The 26280-nt window shown below is 71.4% G+C and carries 27 protein-coding genes; 14 read left to right on the top strand and 13 right to left on the bottom strand.

Features of this window, described 5'->3' with window-relative positions:
* Positions 1-43: 43 nt before the first annotated feature.
* The 3 genes from CW359_RS09325 to CW359_RS09315 form a co-directional block, all read right to left on the bottom strand.
* On the bottom strand, positions 44-730 hold the full coding sequence (locus CW359_RS09325) for a phosphatase PAP2 family protein (protein ID WP_105969344.1): 687 nt from the start codon (positions 728-730) through the stop codon (positions 44-46).
* A 64-nt stretch (positions 731-794) separates the two neighbouring features.
* On the bottom strand, positions 795-1730 hold the full coding sequence (locus CW359_RS09320; RefSeq protein ID WP_105969343.1) for a M56 family metallopeptidase: 936 nt from the start codon (positions 1728-1730) through the stop codon (positions 795-797).
* A gap of 79 nt (positions 1731-1809) precedes the next feature.
* On the bottom strand, positions 1810-2379 hold the full coding sequence (locus CW359_RS09315; RefSeq protein ID WP_105969342.1) for a DUF5134 domain-containing protein: 570 nt from the start codon (positions 2377-2379) through the stop codon (positions 1810-1812).
* A 155-nt stretch (positions 2380-2534) separates the two neighbouring features.
* Here CW359_RS09315 and CW359_RS09310 point away from each other — a divergent pair, with 155 nt between their 5' ends.
* Together CW359_RS09310 and CW359_RS09305 are read left to right on the top strand one after the other, a co-directional pair.
* Positions 2535-4187, top strand: a complete 1653-nt coding sequence (locus tag CW359_RS09310; protein WP_232838316.1) for an FUSC family protein — start codon at positions 2535-2537, stop codon at positions 4185-4187.
* A gap of 146 nt (positions 4188-4333) precedes the next feature.
* Complete coding sequence (locus tag CW359_RS09305) at positions 4334-4924, top strand: MarR family winged helix-turn-helix transcriptional regulator (protein WP_105969340.1); 591 nt, start codon at positions 4334-4336, stop codon at positions 4922-4924.
* A gap of 609 nt (positions 4925-5533) precedes the next feature.
* Here the strand turns inward: CW359_RS09305 and CW359_RS09300 are convergent.
* Positions 5534-6298, bottom strand: coding sequence for a VOC family protein (locus tag CW359_RS09300; RefSeq protein WP_105969339.1), 765 nt, complete (start codon positions 6296-6298; stop codon positions 5534-5536).
* A gap of 119 nt (positions 6299-6417) precedes the next feature.
* The gene (locus CW359_RS09295) at positions 6418-6810 is read right to left on the bottom strand and encodes a VOC family protein (protein WP_105969587.1); all 393 of its coding nucleotides are present in this window, start codon (positions 6808-6810) and stop codon (positions 6418-6420) included.
* Positions 6811-6957: 147 nt separating this feature from the next.
* On the opposite strand from CW359_RS09295, the gene CW359_RS09290 reads away from it, so the two are divergent.
* Positions 6958-7497: a GNAT family N-acetyltransferase gene (locus tag CW359_RS09290; RefSeq protein WP_105969338.1), complete on the top strand. Its 540-nt coding sequence runs from the start codon at positions 6958-6960 to the stop codon at positions 7495-7497.
* Positions 7498-7500: 3 nt separating this feature from the next.
* Here CW359_RS09290 and CW359_RS09285 read toward each other — a convergent pair whose 3' ends face one another.
* Positions 7501-8184: a glycerophosphodiester phosphodiesterase gene (locus CW359_RS09285; protein WP_105969586.1), complete on the bottom strand. Its 684-nt coding sequence runs from the start codon at positions 8182-8184 to the stop codon at positions 7501-7503.
* Between the two features lie 292 nt (positions 8185-8476).
* Here CW359_RS09285 and CW359_RS09280 point away from each other — a divergent pair, with 292 nt between their 5' ends.
* The 5 genes from CW359_RS09280 to CW359_RS09260 all read left to right on the top strand — a co-directional run bounded on the left by CW359_RS09280 (position 8477) and on the right by CW359_RS09260 (position 13127).
* Positions 8477-9874, top strand: coding sequence for a DUF6421 family protein (locus CW359_RS09280; protein WP_105969337.1), 1398 nt, complete (start codon positions 8477-8479; stop codon positions 9872-9874).
* A gap of 41 nt (positions 9875-9915) precedes the next feature.
* Positions 9916-10671 carry an SDR family NAD(P)-dependent oxidoreductase gene (locus CW359_RS09275; protein ID WP_105969585.1) on the top strand — a complete coding sequence of 252 codons (756 nt, stop codon included), beginning with the start codon at positions 9916-9918 and terminating at the stop codon, positions 10669-10671.
* Entirely contained in the window at positions 10668-11738 is a 1071-nt protein-coding gene (locus CW359_RS09270; protein ID WP_105969336.1) for a threonine aldolase family protein, read from the top strand. The genes CW359_RS09275 and CW359_RS09270 overlap by 4 nt, the downstream gene beginning before the upstream one ends.
* Positions 11739-11841: 103 nt before the next feature.
* Positions 11842-12435, top strand: coding sequence for a transglutaminase domain-containing protein (locus tag CW359_RS09265; protein ID WP_105969335.1), 594 nt, complete (start codon positions 11842-11844; stop codon positions 12433-12435).
* Between the two features lie 8 nt (positions 12436-12443).
* Positions 12444-13127 (top strand): B3/B4 domain-containing protein, encoded by a 684-nt coding sequence (locus CW359_RS09260; protein WP_105969334.1) that lies wholly within the window; start codon positions 12444-12446, stop codon positions 13125-13127.
* Positions 13128-13192: 65 nt separating this feature from the next.
* Here CW359_RS09260 and CW359_RS09255 read toward each other — a convergent pair whose 3' ends face one another.
* Positions 13193-13921: a lysophospholipid acyltransferase family protein gene (locus tag CW359_RS09255; protein WP_105969333.1), complete on the bottom strand. Its 729-nt coding sequence runs from the start codon at positions 13919-13921 to the stop codon at positions 13193-13195.
* 191 nt (positions 13922-14112) lie between these two features.
* Positions 14113-14529 carry a DUF4395 domain-containing protein gene (locus CW359_RS09250; protein ID WP_105969332.1) on the bottom strand — a complete coding sequence of 139 codons (417 nt, stop codon included), beginning with the start codon at positions 14527-14529 and terminating at the stop codon, positions 14113-14115.
* A gap of 75 nt (positions 14530-14604) precedes the next feature.
* On the opposite strand from CW359_RS09250, the gene CW359_RS09245 reads away from it, so the two are divergent.
* From CW359_RS09245 to CW359_RS09230, 4 genes are all read left to right on the top strand, one after another.
* Positions 14605-15018, top strand: a complete 414-nt coding sequence (locus tag CW359_RS09245) for a thioredoxin family protein (RefSeq protein WP_105969584.1) — start codon at positions 14605-14607, stop codon at positions 15016-15018.
* Between the two features lie 264 nt (positions 15019-15282).
* Positions 15283-15801 carry a flavin reductase family protein gene (locus CW359_RS09240; protein ID WP_105969331.1) on the top strand — a complete coding sequence of 173 codons (519 nt, stop codon included), beginning with the start codon at positions 15283-15285 and terminating at the stop codon, positions 15799-15801.
* A gap of 270 nt (positions 15802-16071) precedes the next feature.
* Positions 16072-16857, top strand: coding sequence for an electron transfer flavoprotein subunit beta/FixA family protein (locus CW359_RS09235; RefSeq protein WP_105969330.1), 786 nt, complete (start codon positions 16072-16074; stop codon positions 16855-16857).
* Between the two features lie 75 nt (positions 16858-16932).
* Positions 16933-17895 (top strand): electron transfer flavoprotein subunit alpha/FixB family protein, encoded by a 963-nt coding sequence (locus CW359_RS09230; protein ID WP_105969329.1) that lies wholly within the window; start codon positions 16933-16935, stop codon positions 17893-17895.
* A 96-nt stretch (positions 17896-17991) separates the two neighbouring features.
* Here the strand turns inward: CW359_RS09230 and CW359_RS09225 are convergent, their stop codons facing one another.
* The gene (locus tag CW359_RS09225) at positions 17992-18897 is read right to left on the bottom strand and encodes an endonuclease/exonuclease/phosphatase family protein (protein ID WP_105969328.1); all 906 of its coding nucleotides are present in this window, start codon (positions 18895-18897) and stop codon (positions 17992-17994) included.
* Positions 18898-19087: 190 nt separating this feature from the next.
* Here CW359_RS09225 and CW359_RS09220 point away from each other — a divergent pair, with 190 nt between their 5' ends.
* Entirely contained in the window at positions 19088-20383 is a 1296-nt protein-coding gene (locus CW359_RS09220) for a DUF6986 family protein (protein ID WP_105969327.1), read from the top strand.
* A gap of 30 nt (positions 20384-20413) precedes the next feature.
* Here the strand turns inward: CW359_RS09220 and CW359_RS09215 are convergent, their stop codons facing one another.
* Positions 20414-21172 (bottom strand): hypothetical protein, encoded by a 759-nt coding sequence (locus tag CW359_RS09215; protein WP_105969326.1) that lies wholly within the window; start codon positions 21170-21172, stop codon positions 20414-20416.
* 56 nt (positions 21173-21228) lie between these two features.
* Positions 21229-22287 (bottom strand): hypothetical protein, encoded by a 1059-nt coding sequence (locus CW359_RS09210; protein ID WP_105969325.1) that lies wholly within the window; start codon positions 22285-22287, stop codon positions 21229-21231.
* Positions 22288-22452: 165 nt separating this feature from the next.
* Between CW359_RS09210 and CW359_RS09205 the strand changes: the two genes are divergently transcribed.
* A complete protein-coding gene (locus CW359_RS09205) occupies positions 22453-24309 on the top strand; it encodes a serine/threonine-protein kinase (protein WP_105969324.1) in 1857 nt (618 codons plus the stop codon).
* On the opposite strand, the gene CW359_RS09200 is transcribed toward CW359_RS09205, so the two are convergent.
* Positions 24255-25052, bottom strand: coding sequence for a hypothetical protein (locus CW359_RS09200; protein WP_105969323.1), 798 nt, complete (start codon positions 25050-25052; stop codon positions 24255-24257). The two genes, CW359_RS09205 and CW359_RS09200, sit on opposite strands and share 55 nt — an antisense overlap.
* 8 nt (positions 25053-25060) lie before the next feature.
* On the bottom strand, positions 25061-26125 hold the full coding sequence (locus tag CW359_RS09195; protein ID WP_105969322.1) for a LacI family DNA-binding transcriptional regulator: 1065 nt from the start codon (positions 26123-26125) through the stop codon (positions 25061-25063).
* Positions 26126-26280: the final 155 nt, after the last annotated feature.

Genomic DNA, 26280 nt, shown 5'->3' with positions numbered 1-26280 from the left:
TCCGGCCGGGGCCCGCGGACCCGTGGGCGCGTGACCCGCGAGGTCAGAGCCGGTCGGACGCCCTCCCGTACCGCTCGTACGCCAGTACCGCCAGCGCCACCACGAGCGCCCCCAGGAGCCAGCCGCCGAGCACGTCCGTCGGCCAGTGGACGCCGAGCCAGATCCGGGTCAGCCCGGCGCCCAGCACCGACACCACCGCCACGGTGACCGCCGTACGCCACACGACTTGCGTGGCGCCGAACCGGCGCAGCAGCCACAGCAGGAGGCCGCACGACACCGTCGCGGTCATGGCGTGGCCGGAGGGGAAGGCCGCGTAGTGCGCGGAGTCGAGCGGATCGGGCCAGACGGGGCGGGCGCGGCCGACCGCCGCCTTCAGGACCTGCTGGAGCACCGTGCCCAGTGCACAGGTGACCACCAGCCACACCGCGAGCCACCACGCGGAGTGCCGCCACACCAGCCACACCGCCACCGCCGTGCACAGCAGCCGCATCGTCAGCGGGTCCCACACCCAGTCCGTGAGGATCCGGAACGCGTGCGTGAGCCCGGGTTCGTCGACCGCCCAGCGGTGCGTGGCGCGCGCGAGGTCGCCGTCGAGGGTGATCAGCGGGTGCCAGTCCACCGCGACCAGGGTCAGCAGTAACGCGGCGGCGAGCGCCAGGGCGACGGCGACGCGGGCGGCCGGATGACGGACGGAGCGCCGGATTCGGGGGACGAGGTGCGTGGTGGGCATGGTGCGATCCTCGCCGACCCATGGGGTAGGAGGCCAACCGAGGGAATGGCGGGGGCCGGCATGACTAGCCGAGTGCCCGCAATCCCGGGACGAATGCCACCAGTACGGGAACCACCGGGACCAGGGCCGCGGCTGCCGTCAGCCGCAGCCTGCGGAACGGCGGCAGGCGGTCCGGCGCGGTCAGCAACCGGTGGACGCGCAGCGGGAGATGGGACTGCGGGGTCGGGGACGGGCCGAACACACCCCGGTCCTCGTTGAGTTCGACCAGGGCGAGGGCGGTCGTGAGTCGGCCGAAGCGGCGGGAGGCCATGTCGTCGGCGGCGAGTTCCACCAGCCGGTGCATCTCGTCCTGGAACGAGGCGAAGACCGGCACCTGCGGAAACCCGTTGGCCAGCGCCCCCGAGCAGTGCAGCAGCCAGTCGTGCCGGGCCCGCGCGTGTCCCTGCTCGTGCGCGAGTACGGCGTCCAGCTGGTCCCCCTTGAGACGGCGCAGCGCGGCCGTGGTGACGACGAGGCCGGGTGCGGCGCCGGTCAGCCACCAGGCGTCGGCGCGCTCGCCCTCCAGCACCACGAGCCGGTCGGGACGCGGCTCCTCGCCGGGCAACAGCGGGGCCCGCACAAGGAGTTCGGTATGTCTGGACCGGCGCCGACGGCGGGCCCGTACGACCTCGCGGACCAGCATCGCCGCCGTCCACAGGCCACCGCAGGCGAGCACCACGGCAGTTGCCGCCGCCCAGGGCCGGGAGGCGCCGAGGACGTACGCCTCCACGACCGCGTGCGGGGCCGGGGCGAACACATGGCCGCGCACGGCCTGCCAGGCCGCCGCCGCGCTCAACGTCATCGACAGGGCGCAGCACATGAGCACGGCCGCCACGACGCACTGCCACACCCACAGGGCGACCACCGGTTCGCGGTCCGGCCAGTCGGCGCGGGCGAGCAGTCGTGGGGCGACGACGGCGGTGAGCGCGCCGAGCAGCAACAGTGCTGCGGGGACCATCATGGGTGCACCCTATGAGCGCGGCGGCGCTCGGACCTACGGTCCGTCGCGGCAAAGTGACGCAGACCACGGATTCGTACAGTCAGAGCGTCAGCAGCATGGCCACCGTCGCGATACCCATCGACAACCGGCAGGCGCGCGCCAGTTCGGGCCGGTCGCCCCAGCCGAGCGGGCTCACTGTCCCGGAGCCGCCGCCGTGGCCGACGGCCAGGACCGGTACGGACAGCAGGCGGACGCCGGACAGCAGCACGTACCCGGTGAAGTAGAGGAGCAACGCCGTTGTCAGCGGCGGGACTCCGGAGCCGCCCGTGCCGTGGTGGTGGCCCGGTGCCGCCGCCATCGCGGCGGCCATGTAGGCCATGGCGAACGCGCCCATCAGGTGGTGCAGATGGTGCGGGCCGGCGCGCGTCGCCCACAGGGCGTGCAGCGCGGCGGTCCCGAACACGGCCGCGTACACCAGCCAGGCCCAGCGCGGCGGGGTGAGGACGGCGGCCGGCACGGCCATCGCGGCCATGCCGAAGCCCATCAGCGCCTCACCGCCCGCGGCCCTGCGCTGCTCCTCGACGGCGCTGCGCATCCGCAGCAGGCAGTACGCCCCGGCCGCCGCGCACAACGCGACCAGCAGCCACCCGGGCGAAGCCGGACCGTGCACACGTACCTCCCCCTCGACCCCGAACCTCAGCTGAAGGGATGCCCGCGCCGGGCGGTGCGCATACGAGCGCAAGGGTGTACGCGGGGGAGCGTAGGCGGGAGCACCGCAGGTGAGGGTGTATATTTTACGAGTAAAACACCTGCTAATCTTCAAGGGTGAGCCCAGATTCCGTCGCCACCGCGCCCGTACGACGCCTCTCGCTGACCGGTGTGCTGCGCGCCGGCCGCCCCTCGGACATCTGGTTCAAACCGGCCCTCAGCGTGATCGCCGCCGTCGCCCCGCCCTGTCTCACCCTCGCCGCGCTCGACCGTCTCGACCTGGCGATGTACGCGATGGCCGGCGCCCTGTGCGCGCTCTACGCCCACAACCGCCCGTACGCCGCCCGGGCCCGCGTCCTCGCGGGAGTGGTCCTCGGGATGCTCACCGGACTCGCCGTCGCCCTCGTCACCGCCTCGCTCACCGGCGACGCGGTCGTCCTGGTCACCGTGGGCGCGCTGCTGGCGGCCGTGCAGAAGACGCTGTGCGACGCCACCCGCGTCGGCCCGCCCGCGAACGTGGTCCTCACCTTCGTCTCGTCCGCCGCACTGTTCGCCCCGCAGACCCTCGGCCAGGTACCCGGCCATCTGGCGCTGGCCGCCGGGGCGGGGGTCTGGGCCTGGCTGGTCGGCATGGCACCCGGACTGGTCCGCCCGCACGGCCCGGAGCGCCGGGCCACGGCCCATGCCCTGAACGCGGTCGCCGCCCACACCGAGGCGTACGGCGGTGGCGCGGGCGTCGGCGGCCACGGCCACGTCCGCTCGCGTCTCGCCGCCGAGACCGCGGTCCAGGCGGCCCGGCAGACGCTGGCGTCGGCGGGCGGGCGGAAGGGTACAGCGCGGGCCGCGACCCGCCAGGCCGTCCAACGGCTGCTCCTGCGCGCCGAGTTCACACTCGCCACACCCACCGTTTCCCGGCCGGACGAACTGCGCGCCTGGGCAGAACAGTTGCGCGGCGGCGGACGAGTCCCGACCCCCGACGCGCGGTTGAACGAAGGGCCGAGCGCCACCGAACTCACCACCCCACCCCAGCCGTTGTGGTCCCGACTCGGCCCCCTCGCACCTTTCGCCGTACGCACCGCGCTCGGCTGCGCCCTCGCGGGCTACGCCTCCCTCGCCCTCGGTGTCGGCCGCCCCTACTGGGCCCTGGTCACCGCGGCCTCCCTCTACCAGGCCAACGTCACGCTCACCTGGAACCGGGCGGTGCAGCGGACCGTCGGCAACCTGGCCGGGGTACTGCTCTTCGCCGCAGTCGTACCGCTGGCTCACCTCGGCCCGGTCGCCCTCGTCCTGTGCTGCCTCGTCCTCAACTTCGGCGCCGAGGCGCTGATGAGCCGCAACTACTGGCTCGGCAGCGTCTGTGTGACCCCGATGGCGCTGCTGGTCACCGAGTTCGCGGGGTTCCAGGAACCCGGGCGGCTGATGACCGAACGGATCGTCGACACGTTCGTCGGCGCGCTGCTCGGTTTCGTCGCCGCCGTCGCGGTCACCAACCACCGCGCCGGCGACCATGTGGAGCACGCGCTCACGGCCGTCGAGCATGCCCGCACCCGCGCGGAACGCGCTCTGACGGACGTACATCCTGTACCCGAAAACCTGGACGAGGCGCGTCGTGGCCTCGCCGTCGCCCTCGCCGACCTGCGGACCACCGCCGACACGGCGGCCGGCGAGTGGTGGCAGCGCACCCGGCCCCAGGAGCGGGTCGTGCTCGCCGAGCGGTCCGGACACCGTACGCTCGCGGCGACGGCACGAGGTCCGGGGCGGCGCCCCTAGGGTCTGTCGGCAAGTTCCCGCCTGCCTGAAGCCGCCGGGCCCGCCCTCCGGGGCGGCCGAACGGGAATGCGACGACAGACGCTGGGCGGCTGCTGCCGCCGTACGGACAGCTGAACGGATGACAGGGCGACGGAGGACGTACGGCCATGACGGCAGTGAACGGGGGCACGGCGCCCGGGGCGGGCGCGGCGGCCGAGGGGACAGTCACCGGGTCGCGCGCCTTCCTCGGTCCGGCGGACGACACCGTGGCAGGAGTCGTCCGGCAGTGGCAGGCCGTCCACCCCGGCCTCGACACCGGGCCCATGGAGATCATCGGCCGGATCAACCGCTGCGCCGCCCTCCTCCAGCAGGCCGAGGACGCCCCGCTGCGCCGGGTCGGGCTCACCCGCCCCGAGTTCGACCTGCTGGGCGCGCTCCGGCGTACCGGCCACGAACTGACCCCGAGCGAACTCACCCGCGAGACCTTCTCCTCCGGGGCGGCCGTCACCAAGCGACTCAAGCAGCTGACCGAACGGGGCCTGGTCGAACGGCGAGGCGACACCCGGGACCGCAGAGTGGCCCACGTCCGCCTGACGGAAGCCGGCCGAGACCTGGTCGACGGAGTCCTGCCCGAGCAGCTCACGTACGAGACGGCGGTACTGTCCGGCCTCGACGGCACCGGACAGCGCGAACTGGCGGGACTGCTGGGGGAGTTGCTCGGTAGGTTGGAGGGGCGGCTGGGGGCGTTGCGGTTCTGATCGACGGCTGCCGGGGAGTGGCTGCAGGGTGGTCCGGACGCGGTCCGTGCGGGGCGGCCCTTGGCCGACTGCCGGGGAGTTGGCGTTCCGGAGGCTGATCACCAGCTGGGGGAGACAGCCACCCCGTGTGCGGGGCCCGAACATTGGTCCCGCGCCGGGTGCCTGAGTCCGCGCGCGGCTGGGCCGGTTCAGCCCGCGGTCGGCTCCCGCTGGGGTGCCTGTCGGCGGGCCGCCTCCCCCCCCGTACGCGGGAGCGATCGCCTCGGGTGGAGGCCCGGACATCACTGTCGTACTGGGCGCGTGAGTCCGCGCGCGGCGGTGCCGGTTCAGCTCTCCGCCGACTCCCGGTGAAGTGGCCGCCGGTTGCCCGGACACCACCCGCGGTGGACGGTCACCCCGCGTGCGGCGACCTCGGCCACGACAGGGTCGTACACGCGCGTCCTCTTGCGCGGGGCTCCGGCATCCTGCCCCCCCGGAGGGTCGGCAACCCGAGCGGGGTGTTCCGGCTCCCGAAGGTGACCGTGGACGCCGACTCGGACACCGCACTCCGGCCGGGATGCCGCTCGCGCACCTGGCCCGGACACCGCTCCCGCGCGCGGTGGGCCCGTATCAGCCCTCCGTAGCTTCCCGGTGGATGCCGAACGCCGCGCCGCCCGGATCCCGAAGCACCGCGATGCGCGGGCCGTTCGGGATGCTCGTGGGCTCCATCGCGATCGTGGCCCCCGCTCGGGTGGCCGTGTCCGCCGAGGTGTCCACGTCCTCGACCGCGAAGTACGGGAGCCAGTGCGAGGGTGTCCCGGGCGGGTACATGTCGCTCATCGCGAGCATTCCGCCGAACTCGGCGCCCTCGACGCCGAAGTGCGTGTACTGGGGGGTCGACGTGACCGACCAGCCGAGTACCCCGGTGTAGAAGGCCTGCGCCTGCTCGGTGTCTCGTGCCGCCAGTTCCACCCAGCCGAGCGTGCCGGGGGCGTTCAACAGGCCCGCACCCGCGAAGCCCTTGTCCTGCCACAGCTGGAAAGCCGCGCCGTCGGGATCGGCGGCCGACGCGAACCGCCCCATCCCCGGCACGTCCCCGGACTCCATGGCCACCGAACCGCCCGCCGCCCGCAGCTTCGCCAGGGTCGCGTCCACGTCCGCCACGGCGAAGGTCACGTACCAGGAGACGGGCCCCTTCTCCTCGCCCAGCGGCACGAACGCGGCGACCGGGGCGTCCCCGAGGTGGGCGATCGTGTAGCCGCCCATCTCCTCGCGCGTGTCCGTCTCCGGCCGCCAGCCGAAGAGGTCCGCGTAGAAGCGCTGGGTCGCCTCCAGGTCGGTGGTGCCCAACTCGACCCAGCAGGGTCCGCCGGTCACGGGCTTGTCGAACTTCATGGCGTCACGGCCTTCCGCGGGGCGTGTCCTGAGGGCGTGTGCGGTCCACTGCCTGTTCTCCACGCAGCACGCTAGTCCCGGCACTCCGGCACCGCACCCCAGTGCGCCCCCCGGAGGCCTCAGATACCGGGCCGGTACCGCAGCGGATGGTCCGCCGGTACCTCCACCAGCACGATCCGCGTACCGTCCGGATCGGCGATCCACATCTCCACCAGCCCCCACGCCTCCTTCACCGGCGGCCGGACGATCTCGACTCCCCGCGACACCATCTCCTCGTGCGCGGCAGTCACATCCGCCACCTGGAGCCACAGCCGTACGGACGGCGACGGCGGCTCCTCGGCCCGTCCCGACAGCTCCAGGAACCCGCCGCCGAGGAAGTAGACCGTGCCCCGATCCGGTCCCGTCCCGAACTCGCGGTGGACGGCGAGGCCGAGCCGTTCGCCGTAGAAGATCCGGGACCGCTCCGGGTCGAGGGGACGGATCAGGACCCTGCCGCTCAGTACATGAACCATGCAACCGGAGCCTATGGGCTGTCCGGTGTCGGCGTTACGCTCATCCGTGCCCGCGCCGCGCACCAGCAACACGCGCACCAGCAACACCCCAGCGGAAACACACGCATCACGAACACGCGCACTCCTAGAAAACGGAGCACCACCGTCATGGACACCACAGCCACCGGACCGACCTTCCGTGACGCCACCGAGGCCGACGTCGACGCCTTGGTCGCGCTCATCGAGTCGGCGTACCGGGGCGACGCCAGCCGGGCCGGCTGGACCACTGAGGCGGACATCCTCGAAGGGCAGCGGAGTGATCCGCAGATCGTGCTCGGTGTCATCAAGGCGGCCGACAGCCGGCTGCTGGCCGTCGAACAGGACGGCCGGGTCGTCGCCTGCTGCCAGCTCGAACACCGGGGCGACCACGCCTACTTCGGCATGTTCGCGGTCAGCCCGGCCCTCCAGGGCGCGGGCCTCGGCAAGGTGATCATCGCCGAGGCCGAGCGGTCGGCGCGCGAGGCGTGGGGTGCCCGTGAGATGCACATGACGGTGATCTCCGTACGGGACGACCTGATCGCCTGGTACGAGCGGCGCGGCTACCGCCGTACGGGAAAGATGACCCCCTTCCCGTACGGCGACGAGCGCTTCGGCATTCCGCAGCGCGACGATCTGCAGTTCGAGCTGCTGGTCAAGGAACTGGCGTGACCGCTACGCCGTGAACCGGCCCGTGCGTTTGATCTGCGGGTAGTCGGTCGTCGCGCCGTCCAGCTCCAGGGCCCGTACGAGCCGCAGCTGGTCCTGGGTGTTCACCACCCAGCCGATGATCCGCAGGTCCGCCTTCCTCGCCCGCTCGACGATCTCCAGGGTGAGGCGGCGGATGTTCAGGCAGACGGTCGCGGCGCCGGTGCGGGTGGCGCGGTCCACGACGTCGGTGCCGTAGCGGCTGGCGATGAGGGCTGTCCGTACGCCGGGCACCAGGCGGGTGATCTCGGCGAGCGCCTCCTCGTGGAAGGAGGACACCTCGACCCGGTCCGTCAGTCGCCGGCGTTCCAGCACCTCGGCCAGCGCCCGGGCCGCCGCCGTGTCCTTGATCTCGGCCTGGAGCGGTGCGCCGACCGCGTCCAGCACCTCCTCGAACACCGGTACGCGTTCGTCGCGGCCCGCGTCCAGGGCGCGCAGCTCGGCGAGGGACTTGTCGGCGACGGTCCCCGTGCCGTCCGTCGTGCGGTCCACTTCCGCGTCGTGCATGACGACGAGGGCGCCGTCGCTGCTGAGGCGCAGATCGAGTTCGATCATGTCGAGGCCCGCCTGCTCGGCGGCGACGAACGAACGAAGGGTGTTCTCGGGCTCGACGCCCATGATTCCGCGGTGCCCGATGGTCAGGAAGTTCAAGGTCAACTCGCTTCCGTCGACGGCGGCTCGGCTGCCGCCGCAGCCTAACCGCCGGGCCCCGCATTGAACCCGTACGGGCGCGCCGGAACCGCCGGCCGGATGTGATGGCTGGGTCAGGGGTGTGGACCGGCCACCGTCGGGTAGTGGAAGTAGCCGCCTGTCGGGTTTCCGGCAGGAAAAAATCCGGTGACCATGGGGGTGCGCAGGATAATCTCTCCTGTCTCGTGTTGTGTTCGGGAAGCTCGTGCGCATACGGTGTTCTTACGCGAGGTTCTCCCGGGGAGGATGGGACATGACGGAAATTCTTGTGCAGGCGGTTGTGGACGAGCGGGTTCTTCCGCTCGGCAGGGTGGTGGAGCACCCGGCATGGCCCGTGCTCAAGGATGCCGTGGAGCAGATCCGGCCATGGCAGGCCAAGGACGGATCGATCGACTTCGACCGGGAGGACGCCCCGGACCACGCGGACGTCGATCTCGCGGTCCGCCGGATCGTGGACGCCGTCGCGGAACTGTCCCCGCTGCTGCCGCACGACACCGACTACCACCAGGCCCTGGCCAAGGATCTGCGCCGCTGGTCGGACAGCGGTTTCCGGGTGCCGGACTTCCTCGACTCGCTGCTGGCCTTCCAGCCCGCCGCGAGCCGCGCGGACGGCCTCCAGCACCTGGTCGTCTTCCCGATGTACACGCAGAACGGCAACCCCGACCGCAACCTCGAAGCGGTCGTCCTGCGCATGGTCTGGCCCGACTGGCTGGCCGAGCTGGAGCGCACCCGCTACGACAACCCGCTCTTCTGCGGCATCACCTTCGAGGACTTCACGGCCGGGTACGACACCAACTCCGCCGTCCTCTTCCCGGAGACGATCGCCGTGCGCGAGGCGCCGGAACGATTCACCTGGGGCGGGATCTTCTGCGACCGCGAGGCGGCCCGCTTCCGCCGGGTCACCGACGCCGCCGTCGACATCCTCGGCCTCGAACTGCCCGTCGACGTCGCCGCGATGGTCCACGACCAGAAGCGCTGCGAGGAGGCCTTCGTCCTGTGGGACATGGTCCACGACCGCACCCACAGCCACGGCGACCTGCCCTTCGACCCCTTCATGATCAAGCAGCGCCAGCCGTTCTGGATGTACGGCCTGGAGGAGCTGCGCTGCGACCTCACCGCCTTCAAGGAGGCCGTGAAGCTGGAGGCCGAGGGCGTCCCGCAGGCCCGTGACGTGCAGTTCGCCGTGCTCTTCGACCGGATGTTCCGCTTCCCGGTCACCGGCGAGCGCGTCCGCAACTACGACGGCCTCGGCGGCCAGCTCCTCTTCGCCTACCTCCACAAGCACGGCGTGGTCCGCTGGACCGACAACAAACTGCACATCGACTGGCGGCGCGCCCCGCAGGTCACCAACCAGCTCTGCGCCGAGATCGAGACCCTCTACCGCGAGGGCATCGACCGCCCCAAGCTGGTCCACTGGTTCAAGGCGTACGAGCTGGTCTCCACCTATCTCGCCCCGCACCCGGGCTCCCGCTGGGCCAAGGGTCCCGACGCCCTGGACCTGGACCAGCCGCCCCGCAAACTCGTCGACGACGTGCTTCCGGACGAGTTTCCGCTGAGCATGTTCTATGAGGCCCTCTCCAAGAAGCTGAAGAACGTGATCGCCTCCACCAAGGGGATCGTCGCGGAGAGCGCCGAGCGGGTCGCCGCATGAGCGACCGCACCACCGAAGTCACTGCTCAGGAGGCGATGGTCATGGGGAACGGGGCTCTCAGCGGTGCGGTGATCGCGGTCGCGGGCGCCGGCGGACCGGCCGGCCGGGCGGCGCTGCTCAGGCTCGCCGAGGCGGGCGCGACCGTCGTCGGCGCGGACAACGACCCGGAGCGGCTCGCGGAGGCCGTGGACGCGGCCAGCTACGCCCACGGCGGCGCCACCGTCGTCGGCGACACCGTCGACCTGCTGGATCTGCAGTCGACCCGGGACTGGGCGACGCGGATCGAGAAGGACTTCGGGCGGATCGACGGCCTGGTCCACCTCGTCGGCGGCTGGCGCGGCAGCGAGACCTTCACCAAGACCGTCCTCGACGACTGGGACCTGCTGGAACTGCTGCTCATCCGCACCGTCCAGCACACCTCCCTCGCCTTCCACGAGGCGCTCCAGCGCAGCGAACGCGGCCGGTACGTCCTGATCAGCGCCGCCGGTGCGAGCAACCCGACGGCGGGCAACGCCGCGTACTCCGCCGCCAAGGCCGCAGCCGAGGCGTGGACGCTCGCCATGGGCGACTACTTCCGCAAGGCCGGGACCTCGGAGGGGGCCGACGGAGCGACTTCGGCGGCTGCGATCCTGGTCGTGAAGGCGTTGGTGCACGACGCGATGCGCGCGGAGCGCCCCAACGCGAAGTTCGCGGGCTTCACCGACGTCAAGGAGCTGGCCGAGGCCGTCGTCGGCGTCTGGGACCGGCCCGCCGATGAAGTGAACGGGAAACGTCTGTGGCTCACCGAGAAGCCGTGAACCCTCCGAAGACCGACGCACGCCGTCACCACGACCCGGAGAACCGAGGCTTCGCCAGCGACAACTACGCGGGGGCCCACCCCGAGGTGCTCGCCGCCCTGGCCCTGGCCAACGGCGGGCACCAGGTCGCGTACGGCGAGGACGACTACACGGAGAACCTCCAGCGGATCGTCCGCAGCCACTTCGGGGCCACCGCGGAGGCGTTCCCCGTCTTCAACGGCACCGGGGCCAACGTCGTCGCGCTGCAGGCGGTCACCGACCGCTGGGGCGCCGTGATCTGCGCCGAGAGCGCGCACATCAACGTCGACGAGGGCGGCGCCCCCGAACGCATGGGCGGCCTCAAACTCCTCACGGTGCCCACCCCGGACGGCAAGCTGACCCCCGACCTGATCGACCGGCAGGCGTACGGCTGGGACGACGAGCACCGCGCGATGCCGCAGGTCGTCTCCATCACCCAGAGCACGGAACTGGGCACCCTCTACACCCCGGACGAGATCCGCGCGATCTGCGACCACGCCCACGCGCACGGCATGAAGGTCCACCTGGACGGTTCCCGCATAGCGAACGCGGCGGCCTCGCTCGACGTCCCGATGCGGACGTTCACCAACGCGGTCGGGGTCGACATCCTGTCGCTGGGCGGGACGAAGAACGGCGCGATCTTCGGTGAGGCGGTCGTGGTGATCAACCAGGACGCGGTCAGCCACATGAAGCACCTGCGCAAGCTGTCCATGCAGCTCGCCTCCAAGATGCGCTTCGTCTCGGTGCAGTTGGAGGCGCTGCTCGCCAAGGACCTTTGGCTGCGCAACGCCCGCCACTCCAACGCGATGGCCCAGCGCCTCGCGGAGGGCGTACGAGCCGTGCACGGCGTCGAGATCCTGCACCCGGTCCAGGCGAACGCGGTCTTCGCCCGCCTGCCGCACGACGTGAGCGAACGCCTGCAGAAGCGCTTCCGCTTCTACTTCTGGGACGAGACGGCGGGCGACGTCCGCTGGATGTGCGCCTTCGACACGACCGAGGACGACGTGGACGCGTTCGTGGCGGCGCTGAAGGAGGAGATGGCGCGTTAGGAGGACGCGCGCGAACGCGGGCGCACCGGAAGGCATGCATAGATATGCGGTCACCTGAAAAGTCATTGACTCTCGGGTGATCGCTTTTCTATGCTCTCGACCCATGGAGCTGATCCAGGACACCCCTGACCTGTCCGCCTATCTGGTCGCCGACGAGGTCATCGACCACCAGCACCCGCTGGTGCGGGAGACTGCCGCGCGACTCGCCAAGGGTGCCGCCGACTCGTATGCCTATGCGCGAGCCGCGTACGACTTCGTGCGCGACACCATCCCGCACTCCGCCGACAGCGGCGACCCGCGCGTCACCTGGCGGGCCTCCACCGTGCTGGAGCAGCGCACCGGCATCTGCTATGCCAAGGCTCATGCGCTGGCCGCGCTGCTGCGTGCCGAGGACATCCCCACGGCGTTCTGTTACCAGCGGCTCGCGCACGACGGCGGGAGCGGTCATGTCGTGCACGGGCTGGTCGCCGTCCGCTTCAACGGCGCCTGGCACCGGCAGGACCCGCGCGGCAACAAGGCGGGCGTCGACGCGCGGTTCTCCCTCGGCGGGGAGCGGCTGGCGTGGGTCCCGGACGCGGAGTCCAATGAGGTGGACTATCCAGTACTGTACGCTGAACCTCATCCGGTCGTGCTGAGCGTGCTGAAGGCCGCGCCCGACCGGTCGTATCTCTGGAAGACGCTCCCCACCGCACTCTGAGGCAAGCGATGACTCTCACCCTGACCGTGTCCGACGAGGTGCGCGCGCTCGCGCCCGGTTTCGCCCACGTCGCCATCGAGGCGCACGGGCTCGTCAACGGGCCCAGCACCGACGCCAGTTCCGCGCTCCTGGACGACGCGGCCCGCCGGCTCGCCGTACGCCTGGACGGCCGTGCCCCGCACGAGGACGCGCACATCGCCGCCTGGCGGGACGTGTACACGGCGTTCGGCTCCAAGCCGAACCGCACCCGCAACTCGGCCGAGGCGCTCGCCAAGCGGGCCCTGGCGGACGGCGGGCTGCCCCGGATCAACGTCCTGGTCGACCTCTACAACGCGATCAGCGTCGCCCACCTCGTCCCGGTCGGCGGCGAGGACCTCGACCGCGTCCAGGGCGGCATGCGCCTCGTCCGCGCCACCGGCACGGAGGACTTCGTGACCGTGGCCGGCGGCGAGGAGGTCGTCGAGCACCCCGACGCCGGCGAGGTCGTGTGGTGCGACGACGCGGGCGTCACCTGCCGCCGCTGGAACTGGCGCCAGGGTCCGCGCACGCGGCTCACGGAGGAGAGCACGTCCGCGATCTTCCTGCTGGAGTGCCTGCCTCCGACGGCGGGCGCGGAGGGGGACGCGGCCGGAGCCGAACTCGCCGAGCTGCTGGAGAAGTTCAACCCCGGCGCACAGATCACCGTGAGGTGAGCGCCCCAAAGGGGCGCGGGGAACTGCGCGACAAGCCCCCACGGACCCGCAGGGGATGGAAAACCTCAGCGCGCCTCGGTCTCCCGAACCTCTTCCGGAGTCGGGGCCGTCCCCCCGAGATGCGCCGGCATCCACCACGTGTCGTCCGGCCCCTTGGGCCGCACCGGATACGCCCGCTGAGCCGCCTCGAGCAACTCGTTCACACGCTCACGCAACTGCCGCGTGAGCGCACCCGCGTACTTGTCCCGCGACGCCTCGATCGCCTCGCCCACCCGGATCGTGATCGGGATGTGGTTGCGCTTGAAGTTGCGCGGGTGCCCCTTCGTCCACAGACGCTGCGTGCCCCACACGGCCATCGGGATCAGCGGGACGCCCGCCTCCTGGGCCATGCGCGCGGCGCCGGACTTGAAGCTCTTCAGCGTGAACGACTGCGAGATCGTGGCCTCGGGGAAGACGCCCACGATCTCGCCCGAGCGGAGCGAGTCCAGGGCGTGCGCGTACGCCGCCTCGCCGTTCTTGCGGTCCACGGGGATGTGCTTCATGTTCCGCATCAGCGGGCCGGAGACCTTGTGCCGGAACACCGACTCCTTCGCCATGAAGCGCACCAGGCGCTTCTGGGGGAGCGCCGCGAGACCGTCGAAGATGAAGTCCAGGTAGCCGATGTGGTTGCTCACCAGCACCGCCCCACCCGAGCGCGGGATGTTCTCCGACCCCTTGAGGTCGATCTTCAGATCCCAGGTCTTGAACAGTGTCTGGGCGAGACCGATGGCGGGACGGTAGACAAGCTCAGCCATGGACGGGGATGACCCTTCTCTCTGTTCTGCCTGGGAAGGGGGTTCCCGGCGGGAAAGTTACGCAGCCGTAGGTTTTACAGCGTTGCGCAGATCGTGCCCGAAGAACGGACGAGTGGCCAGCCCTCGTGCCGGTGAACGGCGAGATACTTGTCACGTCCTCCCTTGATCCACCTCGCGCTTTTAAGCCGCCTTTACTCCGCGCGTACCGTCACCCGTCGTACGAGCAGGTACATCTCGCATCCGAGGCAGTACCCGAACGCCGCGTTGAGAAACGCCGCCGCCAGCGCCGCACCGGTCGCGGTGATTCCCAGCCACTCCACACCCAGCCCGTACCCGGCGAGCCCGACGCCCGCGAAGACCAGCCCGACCGCCTGCGCGAACCGCGGCGGCTCCGGCGCCTCGAACTCCGTCGGCGGGCCGAGCCGCGGCCGGACCGCCTTGCGGAACAGCCAGCCGTACGGGGAGCGGCCCACGCCACCCGCCGCGCCCAGCGCGAACGCCAGCGTCTGCCAGGCCAGCAGCCACGCGCTCCCGGTGACCAGTACGACCGCCAGCACGGCCGTCGTCACGGCCGCCCCGAAACGCGGCCCTCTCACATCGATGTCCATGAGGCGATCATTCCGCAGCAGAAACGTTTTGAGCCAACGGGAATCTTTGCAGTCACGTGAATGCTGGAGTCGGGGATGACCGGAATCGTGGTGTGCGTGGCAGTGCTCGTCGCGGCGAGCGCCTTCGGAGTGCTGCATCGGCGGCGGAGCGGACGGGTGCGGGTGCGCGGGCGTGACGACGGAAAGCTGCTCGGCGCGGCCGAGTTGGGCGAGGGCCTCGGCGAGCGGGCGACGCTCGTCCAGTTCTCCAGCGCCTTCTGCGCGCCCTGCCGGGCCACCCGTCGTGTCCTCGGCGAGGTGGCGGGACTGGTCCCCGGCGTCACCCACGTCGAGATCGACGCCGAGGAGCACCTGGACCTCGTACGCAGGCTCGACATCCTCAAGACGCCCACCGTGCTGGTGCTCGACGCCGACGGGCGGATCGTGCGGCGGGCGACCGGGCTGCCGCGCAAGGCCGATGTGATCGCCGCGCTGGGGGAGGCCGTGTGAGGTGTGCCGGATGTCCCGCTGTCCGCCGGTCGGGCGTCGGCGTATCCCGATACGGCCGCTGATGGTGTGTTCGGTGTCGCATCTCCCAGATGCCGGAAGGCACTTGACTGCGCGCACCATCTATCGTCAGCCTGACCCTATGCCTCCGGAACTCCTTCTCCACGCGCGAGTCCATGTGGACCTGGTGCGCACCGCGAGTGCGCGCTGTCCGGGCCGTTGAGCAGCCGCCGCCCAGCTCACCGCCTCCCGCAGAAGGACACGCCCATGACGGCCACGCCCGGCCTCGGCACCTCCCGGTCCAGCGTCCCCGCCTCTCCCGAACTCCTGCGCTCCGTCTTCCGGCAGCACGCCGCCGGAGTCGCCGTGATCACCGCGCAGGGGCCCGCAGGTCCCGTCGGCTTCACCGCCACCTCCCTCGCCTCCGTCTCCGCCGAACCCCCGCTGCTCTCCTTCGGCATCAGCACCGGCGCCTCCAGTTGGCCCGCGATATCCGGCACCGGCCATGTCGGCGTGCACATACTCGGCGAGCACCAGCACGACCTCGCCGCGACCTTCGCCCGCAGCGGCGCCGACCGGTTCGGCGCTCCCACCGCCTGGCGCGAGGGCCCGGAAGGGGTGCCCGTCCTCGACGGCGTCCTCGCCTGGCTGGTGTGCCGGGTCGTCGCGCGCGTGCCGGCCGGGGACCACCGGATCGTCCTGGGCGAGGTCGTGCTGGGCGATCCGGCGGGCCCGGGGCGGCCGTTGCTCTACCACCAGGGCCGCTTCAACGGGCTCCGGGACTGACCGGGCCTGACCTGCACTCTGAGTTACCGACCGGTCGGTACAGTGTGATTTAGGCGATGCTGCGACAGCGCCCGGTTCCGGTTACGCTGCGTTGCGAAGGTCACACGTCAAAGCGCTTGCTCAGTAGGTGTGGAGTGAGTGTACTGGCGAGTAATATTTCGTTCGGAGCGCGGGCCGCCCCGACCGGGATCGGCTGCTTGAGGCGCCTATGCTGCCTTGCAGGAAGGCAGCCCGGAACACCGGAACAGACGATGCAGTAGGAGAGCCGGCGTGAGCTTGAGGATCGTTGTCACTGTGAAGTACGTGCCCGACGCCACTGGCGACCGGCACTTCGCCGATGACCTGACCGTCGACCGTGACGACGTGGACGGTCTGCTCTCGGAACTCGACGAATACGCGGTCGAGCAGGCGCTCCAGATCGCCGACGAGGCCGACGACGCAGAGATCACGGTCCTGACCGTCGGCCCCGAGGACGCCAAGGACGCGCTCCGCAAGGCCCTGTCGATGGGCGCCGACAAGGCGATCCACGTCGAGGACGACGACCTGCACGGCACCGACGCCATCGGCACCTCCCTGGTGCTCGCCAAGGCGATCGAGAAGGCCGGCTACGACCTGGTGATCTCCGGCATGGCCTCCACCGACGGCACCATGGGTGTCGTACCGGCGCTGCTCGCCGAGCGTCTGGGTGTCCCGCAGGTCACGCTGCTCTCCGAGGTCTCCGTCGAGGACGGCGTCGTCAAGGGCCGTCGTGACGGCGACTCCGCCTCCGAGCAGCTTGAGGCCTCCCTCCCGGCCGTCGTGTCGGTCACCGACCAGTCCGGCGAGGCGCGTTACCCGTCCTTCAAGGGCATCATGGCCGCGAAGAAGAAGCCGGTTCAGGCCTGGGACCTGTCGGACCTCGACCTGGAGGCCGAGGAGGTCGGCCTGGAGGGCGCGTACTCCGCGGTCGACTCCGCGACCGAGCGCCCGGCGCGCACGGCCGGCACGATCGTCAAGGACGAGGGCGAGGGCGGCAAGCAGCTCGCCGAGTTCCTCGCGGGCCAGAAGTTCATCTAGGCCCCGTTCGAGGCTCGTCGAGCCCGTTCCCGCAGACCGCCCCTCATCTTCCGCAAGCAGGAGAGTAGAAGTCCCATGGCTGAAGTTCTCGTCTACGTCGATCACGTGGACGGCGCCGTCCGCAAGCCCACCCTGGAGCTGCTGACCCTCGCCCGCCGCATCGGCGAGCCCGTCGCCGTCGCGCTGGGCAACGGCGCCGCCGACACCGCCGCCGCGCTCGCCGAGCACGGCGCCGTCAAGGTCCTCACCCACGAGGCCGCCGAGTACGCCGACTACCTGGTCGTCCCGAAGGTCGACGCCCTCCAGGCCGCGTACGACTCGGTCTCCCCGGCCGCCGTCCTGGTGCCGTCCTCCGCCGAGGGCAAGGAGATCGCCGCCCGCCTCGCGCTGCGCATCGGCTCCGGCATCATCACCGACGCCATCGACCTGGAGGCCGGTGACGAGGGTCCGGTGGCCACGCAGTCCGCGTTCGCCGCGTCCTTCACCACCAAGTCCCGCATCGCCAAGGGCACCCCGGTCATCACGGTCAAGCCGAACTCGGCCGCCGTGGAGGCCGCCCCGGCCGCCGGCGCGGTCGAGGCGCTCGCCGTCACCTTCTCCGCCCAGGCCACCGGCACCAAGGTCACCGCGCGCACCCCGCGCGAGTCGACCGGGCGTCCGGAGCTGACCGAGGCCGCGATCGTCGTCTCCGGCGGCCGTGGCGTCAACGGCGCCGAGAACTTCCCGATCATCGAGGCGCTCGCCGACTCCCTCGGCGCGGCCGTCGGCGCCTCGCGCGCCGCCGTGGACGCGGGCTGGTACCCGCACACCAACCAGGTCGGCCAGACCGGCAAGTCGGTCTCCCCGCAGCTCTACATCGCCAACGGCATCTCCGGCGCCATCCAGCACCGCGCCGGTATGCAGACCTCGAAGACCATCGTGGCCGTCAACAAGGACGCCGAGGCCCCGATCTTCGACCTCGTCGACTACGGCGTCGTCGGCGACCTCTTCGACGTCGTCCCGCAGCTCACCGAGGAGATCAACGCCCGTAAGGGCTGAGCCTCCTGAGCAGTCGGAAGCTGTCAGAGCGTTCGAGGCCCCCGCGACCGTACGACCGGTCGCGGGGGCCTCGTCCCGTCCCGGGGCCTGACCGGCTCACCCCAGCGTCAGCGAGGCCTGCACCGGCAGATGGTCGCTCGGATACATCCCGTCGACGGAGAAGTTGTTGATCGACGCCCAGTGGGTCCGCACCCCGGGCGAGGTCAGGATCCAGTCGATGCGCCGACCGCCGGGCTTGGGCGTCCGGTACGCGGGGAACGTCCCGTACAGCGGACTGCGGGAGTCCGCCGTGTCCCAGGTGTCGACGAGCCCGATCTCCAGCATCAGGTCGTACACCCGGTTGTCGTGGGCGGCCGAGTTGAAGTCGCCGGTGACGACCACCGGCAGCGCGGGGTCCCACCCGGAGATCGTCTCGCCGATGAGCCCGGCCGAGCGCTCCCGGGCGTACTGGCTGACGCTGTCCAGATGGGTGTTGAGTACGTAGAACTCCCGCCCCCCGTCGGCGAGATCGGCGAACTTCACCCACGTCACCATGCGCAGCCAGTCCGCGCCCCAGGTGTTGGAGGCGATCGTGTACGGGGTGTCCGACAGCCAGAAGTGGTCGAACTCGATCGGTTCGAGTCTGCGGGTGTCGTAGAAGACCGCCATGAACTCGTCCTTGCTGCCGCCCCCGCGCCCGGTGCCGATCCAGTCGTAGTGCCCGCCGAGGTCCTTCTCGATCATGCGCACCTGCTGGTAGAGCCCCTCCTGGGTGCCGATGACGTGGGGGCGCTCGCGGCGCAGCAGCTCCCGCATCACGGGCCTGCGCACGGTCCAGCGTGGTGTCTCGTCGACGACGGTCGCGAAGCGCACGTTGAACGTCATGACGTTCAGAGCGCCCGGGTGCTCACCGGCGACCGCCGGCTTGGACGAGCCCGCCGTGGTCAGCAGCGGCACGGCGATGGCGACGGCCGCCGCGGACTTGAGTCCTTGACGACGCGTCACTCCGACCTCTTTCGGCACGCGATCTCCTCCCCTTCGGATCAGGATGAACCTTGCACAGTGAATACGGAAGAAGATGCCGGGTCAGCAGTGATCAGGGGGACGAGCTTGGGAAATCCCTTTTCGAGACGGTGTTGACCGGGGTGAAGATCGGAAGTTAGCTTCGCTCTACGGATTGTGGATTCCGAAGTGCGGAAAATGGAGGCGTGGAATGGGGCAGGGCCGGCAGGAGAAGGTCGTGACGAGTCTCGCGGGTGCCGTCGGCGAGGCGATCAGCGCCTCCCTCGCACCCGTCGACGCGGAGCTGGCACGCCGCTACCCCGGTGACCCCGGCACCCGCCAGCCCGTCCACACCGTGTACGTCCCCGGGGACGTCTTCGCCGCCGACACCGTCCGCTCCTGGGGCGACCAGGCCCTCGCCGCCCTCGACGAACACGCCCCGGACGCCGCTTCCTTCGCCGCCGTCCTCGGGCTCTCCGGCGACCTCGCCGAAGCCGTCCACGACCGGGTCCGCGCAAAGCTGGAGCACGAGCCGATCGAGGACCTGCGGGTCGACTTCGAGGACGGCTACGGCCCGCGCCCGGACGCCGAGGAGGACGAGGCGGCGGCCCGCGCGGCCCGGCTGATCACCGAGGCGTACGAGAAGGGCACGGCAGCCCCGTACATGGGCATCCGCATGAAGTGCATGGAGGCACCCGTGCGCGACCGGGGCATCCGCACCCTCGACATCGTCCTCACGGGGCTGATGGAGGCCGGCGGCGGTCTGCCCGACGGGCTGGTGCTCACCCTGCCCAAGGTGACGTACGCCGAGCAGGTCACCGCGATGGTCCGGCTGCTGGAGGAGTTCGAGAAGGCGCGGGGCCTGGAACCCGGCCGGATCGGGTTCGAGATCCAGATCGAGACCAGCCAGGCCATCCTCGCCACCGACGGCACCGCCACCGTCGCCCGGATGATCCAGGCCGCCGAGGGCCGCGCCACCGGCCTGCACTACGGCACCTTCGACTACAGCGCCTGCCTCGGCGTCTCCGCCGCCCACCAGGCCAGCGACCACCCGGCCGCCGACCACGCCAAGGCGATCATGCAGGTCGCGGCGGCCGGCACCGGCGTACGCGTCTCGGACGGCTCCACCAACGTCCTGCCGGTCGGCCCGACCGAACAGGTCCACGCGGCCTGGCGGCTGCACTACGGCCTCACCCGCCGCGCCCTCGCCCGCGCCTACTACCAGGGCTGGGACATGCACCCCCGGCACATCCCGACCCGGTACGCGGCCGTCTTCGCCTTCTACCGCGAGGGCTACGCACAGGCCGCCGCCCGGCTCTCCCGCTACGCCAACCGCGCCGGCGGCGACGTCATGGACGAGCCCGCCACCGCCAAGGCCCTCAGCGGCTATCTGCTGCGCGGCCTGGACTGCGGCGCCCTCGACGCGGCCGAGGTGACCCGGGTGACGGAGGGGCTGACCCGCGCCGACCTGGAGGGCTTCGCCCGGCCGGGGCCCAGCCAGGCCTGATCGGCCGTGGTCGTGGGCTCAGTCGTGGGCTCAGCAGTGGCAGAGGACGTTCACGACGACGGCCTCGCCGTCCAGGTCGTCGAGGTAGCGGTTGGCCCGGTCCCAGTGGTCGTCGGTGTCTGTCTCCGGGTCCATTCCCGCGTCTGTCCATGAGCCGTCCAGGGCGACCAGGGCGAAGCCGGGCACGGCAACCCGGACCGCCCACCGCCGGACCTCCTCGTGGTCGTGCGCGAAGTACGCGACCGGGTCGTTCAGCAAGAACGACGTACCGAAGTGCGGGTCGCCCCTGACGGCTCGCTGGGCCACCTCCTGCACGAGCGGCTGGGCCAGATGATCCGCCTTGGCGTCCGACCGGGAGTATTTCTCCGGATCGGCCTCGTGGCGGGCGAGGAAGTCGGTGAACGGGCGGGCCGGCGGGTGTGTCGCGGTCAGCTCGGTCCAGGCGGCGAGCAGGTCGTCCTCTGCGCGCACCGCCCGGTTCCGCATCCCGTCGAAGTCGAGCAGCCCCCGAGGCCCGCCGTGGCACTCCAGCGGCCCGAGGGCGTCGAGCTTGGCCTTCCTGCGCGGAACGGACTTCGCCGTGACGAGCCTGCGGTCGCCGTCGTGCTGCGGCAGCACGAGGTAGGCGCTGCCCGTGCCGGAGTGGATGGCCCACCAGTCCCAGTGGCCGTCCGGACGCCACTCCTCGGTGAGTTCGGAGTTGTACGGCGCCATGATCGCGGCCACCGCCTGGGGCACCTTGCGGGGCGGGGTCGGCGGCAGGCAGACAGTGGCGAAGAACTTGGTCATGCCCGGGAGCGTAGGTCCTGGGAATCGTCCGCCTGTGTGAATATCGCTCTACCGGATCATGGTCCTGTCTCCGGCGGGGTGGGGCGGCTGCCGACCTGCAGAACGTCCTCGTCGTGGGGATCGACGGCCACCGCGTAGCCTGCGGCGCTCAGGGCCTCCGCGTAGCGGCTCAGTTCCGCCTCGGGGTCCAGGGGTTCCGGGGCGCCTGGGGTGCCGGGCTCGTCCGGTTCGTCGGCCTCGCAGAAGTACACCTCGAACGTTGCCTCGGACGGTGCCTCGACCGGTGCGGTGTTGCGGCCCACGACGAAACCGTCGTCCCACCGGTCGTGCCGCCTGCGGCCCGCCTGCAGCAGGACGTGCCGGATCGCGTCGGCCGGATCGTCGGTCGTGTCCGTGTCCGTGTCCGCGTCCGTGTCCGTGGGCGGCCCGGCGAGCAGGGAGCGGCCCGCCTCCATCGCCTTCAGGATCGTCCTGCTGTCGAGTTCCCGGAAGTCGGGGTCGAGCGCCCGAAGCGCCCGGGTGGACCGCGTACCGAGGTCCGGCAGGATGTTGCCCCGCAGGTCGCAGACGTAGCCCGACCAGGCAGCGACCCGGACCCCCGCCGGGTCCCCGACCCGCATGAAGTTCCCGGCGATGCCCAGTTCGGCGTCGAGACCGCCGTGGAACTCGGTCAGATGCTCGGCGGTGAGCACGACCTCCGCGCGGGTGCGGCCCCGGACGACGGTACGACCGTGGTTGTAGACGCCGGCGACGGTCTGCGTCACCTCCAGGTCGCCCTCGACGACGACCTCGCTGCCCGCGGTGGCGAAGTTCCTCGCCCGTACGTCGCCGCGCACCAGGAGGAAGGGGCCGAAGTCCCACTCCCAGTTGGTGATCCAGTCGGCGACGGTGAGGCTCCCGTCGACGACCAGGCCGAGGAACATGTCGGGGTGGGCCTTCGTCAGCCCGGACCAGGCGTCGAGGTGGGAGAAGTCCAGCGGCAGGTTCTCCAGGGCCGAATCGCCCGGCAGGACGAGCACCTCCGTGTCGTCGGCGGGCCGGTCCAGGTGGAACAACGAGCGGACGCCGAAGGCCTCGTCGGCCTCCCGGAGCGAGACGGTTCTGATGCGGTCCACGTCGGCTGTCCCTCTCGTCGCAGGCCCGGAGGCCGCCCAGGTTCTCACACCGGCCCCGACCCGCCGGGTCGCGTCCTTGTCACAACCGTGGCCGCGTTCTCGTACTGTCACACGAGCCCCGTAATCTGTACGAACACACGGGCGGGTCATAGGAACGGGGCAACGGTGTCTTCGGCGGAGCAGGGACAGACGGCCGGACAGCCGGGGGAACGGCTGGGGGAGCGCAAGGACGGCACCGGCCGCCTGCTCGCAGGCCGCTACCGGGTCGTGGGCCAGCTCGGGCGCGGCGGCATGGGAATTGTCTGGCGCGCGGTCGACGAGGTCCTCGGCCGTGAGGTCGCCGTCAAGGAACTGCGGACGTTCACGGACGCCGCCGCGCCCGAACTCGCCGCCCTGCGCCTGCGGATGAAGCGCGAGGCCCGCGCGGCGGCCCGGATCCGGCACACCGGGGTCGTCGCCGTCCATGACGTCGCGGAGGTCGACGGCCGCCCGCTGATCGTCATGGAACTGGTGGAGGGCCGCTCCCTGGACGCCGTCCTGGCCGAGCGCGGCACCCTCGACCCGCGCGAGGCCGCCCGGATCGGCGCCCAGGTCATGGACGCACTGGCCGCCGCCCACCGCGTCGGCGTCCTGCACCGCGACGTGAAGCCCGGCAACATCCTGCTGGAGGCCTCGGGCCGGGTCGTCCTGACCGACTTCGGCATCGCCAGGATGGAGGACCCGGGCGACGGCTCGGACACCAACCTCACCCGCAGCGGCGAACTCGTCGGCTCCCTGGACTACTTGGCCCCCGAGCGCGCCCAGGGCAACAACCCGGTCCCCGCCTCCGACATCTGGGCCCTGGGCGCCACTCTCTACGCGGCCGTCGAGGGCGCCTCGCCCTTCCGCCGTACGTCGACCTGGTCCACCCTCACCGCGATCGTGGCCGAGCCCCTTCCCGACTGCCGCCAGGCCGGCGCCCTGGGCCCGGTCCTGCGCCTGCTGATGGACAAGCAGCCCGAGGAACGCCCGGACGCGGCGACCGCTCGCGGTCTGCTGGAGACGGTGGCGACGTCCGAGCCCGGCACGACGGAACGGCTGACGACCGAACTGCGGCGGTACGGGGCCGCAGGAGCCGTGGCGTCAGATGCGTATGCCGGTGTCGGTGACGGTGACTTGGCGGAGCCGAGCGGCCCGGCGGTGCCGCCGGGATTCGGGCCCGCCGAGCAGGTCCCGCCCGCCGCCGGGGCCGAGCGGCACACACCGACCCCGGGATTCGGCCCGCCCGAGCCCCTCGCCTCCGGGACGCCTGGTTTCGGCCCCGCCGACCCCCTCCCCGCCCCCGCCGGTCCCTCGGACCCGACCAGCGTCTCCACCCAGGCCCCCGTCCGGCCCCATCGCAAGGCACGCGTGCTGCTCGCCGCGGCGGCCGTCACCGTCGTCCTCGGCGCCGCCGGAACCACCGTCGCGCTGGTCGGCAGCGACGACGACACCAAGGCGCGCGCCGGCGCCAAGGCGACGACCGACAGCCGAGTCGTCCCACCCGCCACGGGCACCGGCGACTCCGAACCGGAACCCTCCGCCGAGGACACCCCCACCGGCAAGGACACCCCGAGTTCCCCGAACCCGAACCCGACCCCGGACGACGGAGCGGAGACCACCGACCCCGGGGACAGCGCGACCCCGTCCCCGAGCCGGAGCACGGACAGCGGGACGACGGGCGGCGGCGGCACCGGAGCGACCCCCAGCGCCGACGACACCCCCGCCTGCGAGTCCATCGGCGCGGGCAAGTACAACTGCACGGTCTGGCGCACCGCCAAGTCCTACGACGCCGCGGGCACCGAGGTGGGCGTCCTCAAGGCGGGCACCAACTATTTCTTCTGCCAGGAGCACCTGGACCGCCGCGAGACGGCCGGCGAGTGGACGAACACCTGGTGGGCGCGGACCGACGACGACAGCGGAAACACCGACGTCCACGTCAGCGTCGTCTACATCCAGGGCGGCGACAACGACCTCGCGGTCCCCGGACTCCCGGTCTGCTGAGCCCGTACGTACGGCTCCAGACCGGACGCGACCACCAGCCCCTCCGCCGCGAACAGCCGCGTACCCCGGTCGCACCGGTCCCGGTCGAAGCGGGCCCGGGCGCAGAACTCCTCGGGAGTTTCGCCGAACAGCTCCCTCAACCCCGGTGAACCGCCGAGGAGTTCGGCGAGCAGTTGGCGTTCTCCCGGATGCGGGCGCGGACTTCCGGACCCGTCGCGCAGCACTCCGTGCCGGTTGACGTAGGCGTACACGCCGGGAAGGCGCTCGCCGGACTCCAACTCGACGGTCACGTCGGGGGAGGGGAGCCAGACACGGTCGTACGGGCCTGTCGGCACCGGCACCCCCTCGCTGGCGTCGATGACGGCGAGCTGGTCCTGGTCGAGCCAGGTCACGAACAACTCCCGGACGTTTCCCGGGGCGTTGACGGGCGACGCCGAGACATACCCGAGCAGGCTGACATGGGCCGAGACGCTGACGTCGATGCCGGTGACCCTGGCCCGGGTCATCGGGAGCGGTGCGTGGAGGTCGTACTCCGCCATTTTGTGCCGGAGTTGACCGGGGGACGCGTTGGAGCCGACGGCGAGGACGGGCACGCGGTCCGGGAGGCGGAAGGGGCGGGTGAGGGTGAGCGGGAGGAAGGTGTCGCCGTCCAGGACTCCGGACTCGGCCGGCCAGACGCCCGGATAGGTGAGCGGGTGGTCGCGCGGGGCCCGCGCCAGGCCCAGGGACTCCAGGGTGGGCATCGGCCGGCTCAGCCCGCCGGGGGCAGTTCGCCCGAGCCCCGGGTGATCAGCCTGGTCGGGAGTTCGATGCGCTCCGGGGTGATCAGGGTGCCGTCCAGCTGGCGGAAGAGGCGTTCGGCGGCCGTGCGGCCGAGCTGGGCCGCGTCCTGGGCGACGACCGTGACACCCGGCTGCAGCAGGTCGGCGAGTTCGAAGTCGTCGAAGCCCACCAGGGCGACGGGACGGCGGTGTTCGGCCAGGACCCGGACGACCGTGACCGTCACGCGGTTGTTGCCCGCGAAGACCGCCGTGACCGGGGACGGCCCGGTGAGCATCTCCTCGGCCGCGCGGCGCACCCGCTCCGGGTCGGTGACGCCGAGGGACATCCACGCGTCCTCGATCGGTATCCCCGCGTCCTCCATCGCCGCGCGATAGCCGCGCAGCCGCTCGGCGGAGGTGTGGATACGGGGCATGTCGCCGATGAAGCCGATCCTGCGGTGCCCGTGCGCGATCAGATGGGCCACGCCGTCGCGCGCGCCGCCGAAGCTGTCCGACAGGACGACGTCGGCGTCGATCTGCCCGGCCGGTCGGTCCACGAACACCGTGGCGACGCCCGCCTTCAGCTCGGGCTCCAGATAGCGGTGGTCGTCACCGGCCGGGATGATCACCAGCCCGTCCACACGCCGCGCGCACAGCGCCAGCACCAACTCCTGCTCACGGTCCGGGTCCTCGGCGCTCGACCCGTTGATCAGCAGCGCGCCGTGCGCCCGCGCGATCTCCTCGACCGCGCGGCTCAGCGGGCCGTAGAACGGGTCGGCGAGATCCTCCAGGACCAGGCCGATGCTCGCCGTACTGCCCTTGCGCAGCACCCGCGCGCTGTCGTTGCGGCGGAAACCCAGCGCGTCGATCGCCTCCTGCACCCGGCGCTCGGTCTCCGGGGTGACCCCCGGCTCGCCGTTCACGACACGCGAGACCGTCTTGAGTCCGACCCCGGCCCGTGCGGCCACGTCCTTCATCGTCGGACGGTTGCCGTAACGGTTCTCCGGGCGGCGGGCGGTGTCGGCCACGATGCGCTGTCCTGTCCTGTCGTCCACGGGACCACGGCGATCCCCGGCCGGTCGTCCGTGCTGATCCATGGTGGTTCACGACCGTCTGTGGCTGTCCATGGGTGCCCATGGGCTGTCCACGACCGTGCTCCGGACCATCTTCCGGCCGGGGGGATGCGTCGTCCCTGTGTATGTATGAGGAT

The organism is Streptomyces geranii, assembly GCF_002954775.1.
In the GTDB taxonomy this organism is placed as follows: Bacteria; Actinomycetota; Actinomycetes; order Streptomycetales; family Streptomycetaceae; genus Streptomyces; species Streptomyces geranii.
Note: the sequence above shows the minus strand (reverse complement) of the source record. Positions and strands in the feature narration are given on the sequence as shown.

What these genes read in the sequence shown, in the direction of transcription:
- CW359_RS09320 (WP_105969343.1), bottom strand. Translation starts at nt 1,730, where the DNA reads ATGATGGTCCCCGCAGCACTGTTGCTGCTCGGCGCGCTCACCGCCGTC.
- CW359_RS09230 (WP_105969329.1), top strand. Translation starts at nt 16,933, where the DNA reads ATGGCTGAAGTTCTCGTCTACGTCGATCACGTGGACGGCGCCGTCCGC.
- CW359_RS09265 (WP_105969335.1), top strand. Translation starts at nt 11,842, where the DNA reads ATGGAGCTGATCCAGGACACCCCTGACCTGTCCGCCTATCTGGTCGCC.
- CW359_RS09250 (WP_105969332.1), bottom strand. Translation starts at nt 14,529, where the DNA reads ATGGACATCGATGTGAGAGGGCCGCGTTTCGGGGCGGCCGTGACGACG.
- CW359_RS09295 (WP_105969587.1), bottom strand. Translation starts at nt 6,810, where the DNA reads ATGGTTCATGTACTGAGCGGCAGGGTCCTGATCCGTCCCCTCGACCCG.
- CW359_RS09220 (WP_105969327.1), top strand. Translation starts at nt 19,088, where the DNA reads ATGGGGCAGGGCCGGCAGGAGAAGGTCGTGACGAGTCTCGCGGGTGCC.
- CW359_RS09260 (WP_105969334.1), top strand. Translation starts at nt 12,444, where the DNA reads ATGACTCTCACCCTGACCGTGTCCGACGAGGTGCGCGCGCTCGCGCCC.
- CW359_RS09240 (WP_105969331.1), top strand. Translation starts at nt 15,283, where the DNA reads ATGACGGCCACGCCCGGCCTCGGCACCTCCCGGTCCAGCGTCCCCGCC.
- CW359_RS09245 (WP_105969584.1), top strand. Translation starts at nt 14,605, where the DNA reads ATGACCGGAATCGTGGTGTGCGTGGCAGTGCTCGTCGCGGCGAGCGCC.
- CW359_RS09255 (WP_105969333.1), bottom strand. Translation starts at nt 13,921, where the DNA reads ATGGCTGAGCTTGTCTACCGTCCCGCCATCGGTCTCGCCCAGACACTG.
- CW359_RS09325 (WP_105969344.1), bottom strand. Translation starts at nt 730, where the DNA reads ATGCCCACCACGCACCTCGTCCCCCGAATCCGGCGCTCCGTCCGTCAT.
- CW359_RS09300 (WP_105969339.1), bottom strand. Translation starts at nt 6,298, where the DNA reads ATGAAGTTCGACAAGCCCGTGACCGGCGGACCCTGCTGGGTCGAGTTG.
- CW359_RS09275 (WP_105969585.1), top strand. Translation starts at nt 9,916, where the DNA reads ATGGGGAACGGGGCTCTCAGCGGTGCGGTGATCGCGGTCGCGGGCGCC.
- CW359_RS09215 (WP_105969326.1), bottom strand. Translation starts at nt 21,172, where the DNA reads ATGACCAAGTTCTTCGCCACTGTCTGCCTGCCGCCGACCCCGCCCCGC.
- CW359_RS09305 (WP_105969340.1), top strand. Translation starts at nt 4,334, where the DNA reads ATGACGGCAGTGAACGGGGGCACGGCGCCCGGGGCGGGCGCGGCGGCC.
- CW359_RS09200 (WP_105969323.1), bottom strand. Translation starts at nt 25,052, where the DNA reads ATGCCCACCCTGGAGTCCCTGGGCCTGGCGCGGGCCCCGCGCGACCAC.
- CW359_RS09290 (WP_105969338.1), top strand. Translation starts at nt 6,958, where the DNA reads ATGGACACCACAGCCACCGGACCGACCTTCCGTGACGCCACCGAGGCC.
- CW359_RS09280 (WP_105969337.1), top strand. Translation starts at nt 8,477, where the DNA reads ATGACGGAAATTCTTGTGCAGGCGGTTGTGGACGAGCGGGTTCTTCCG.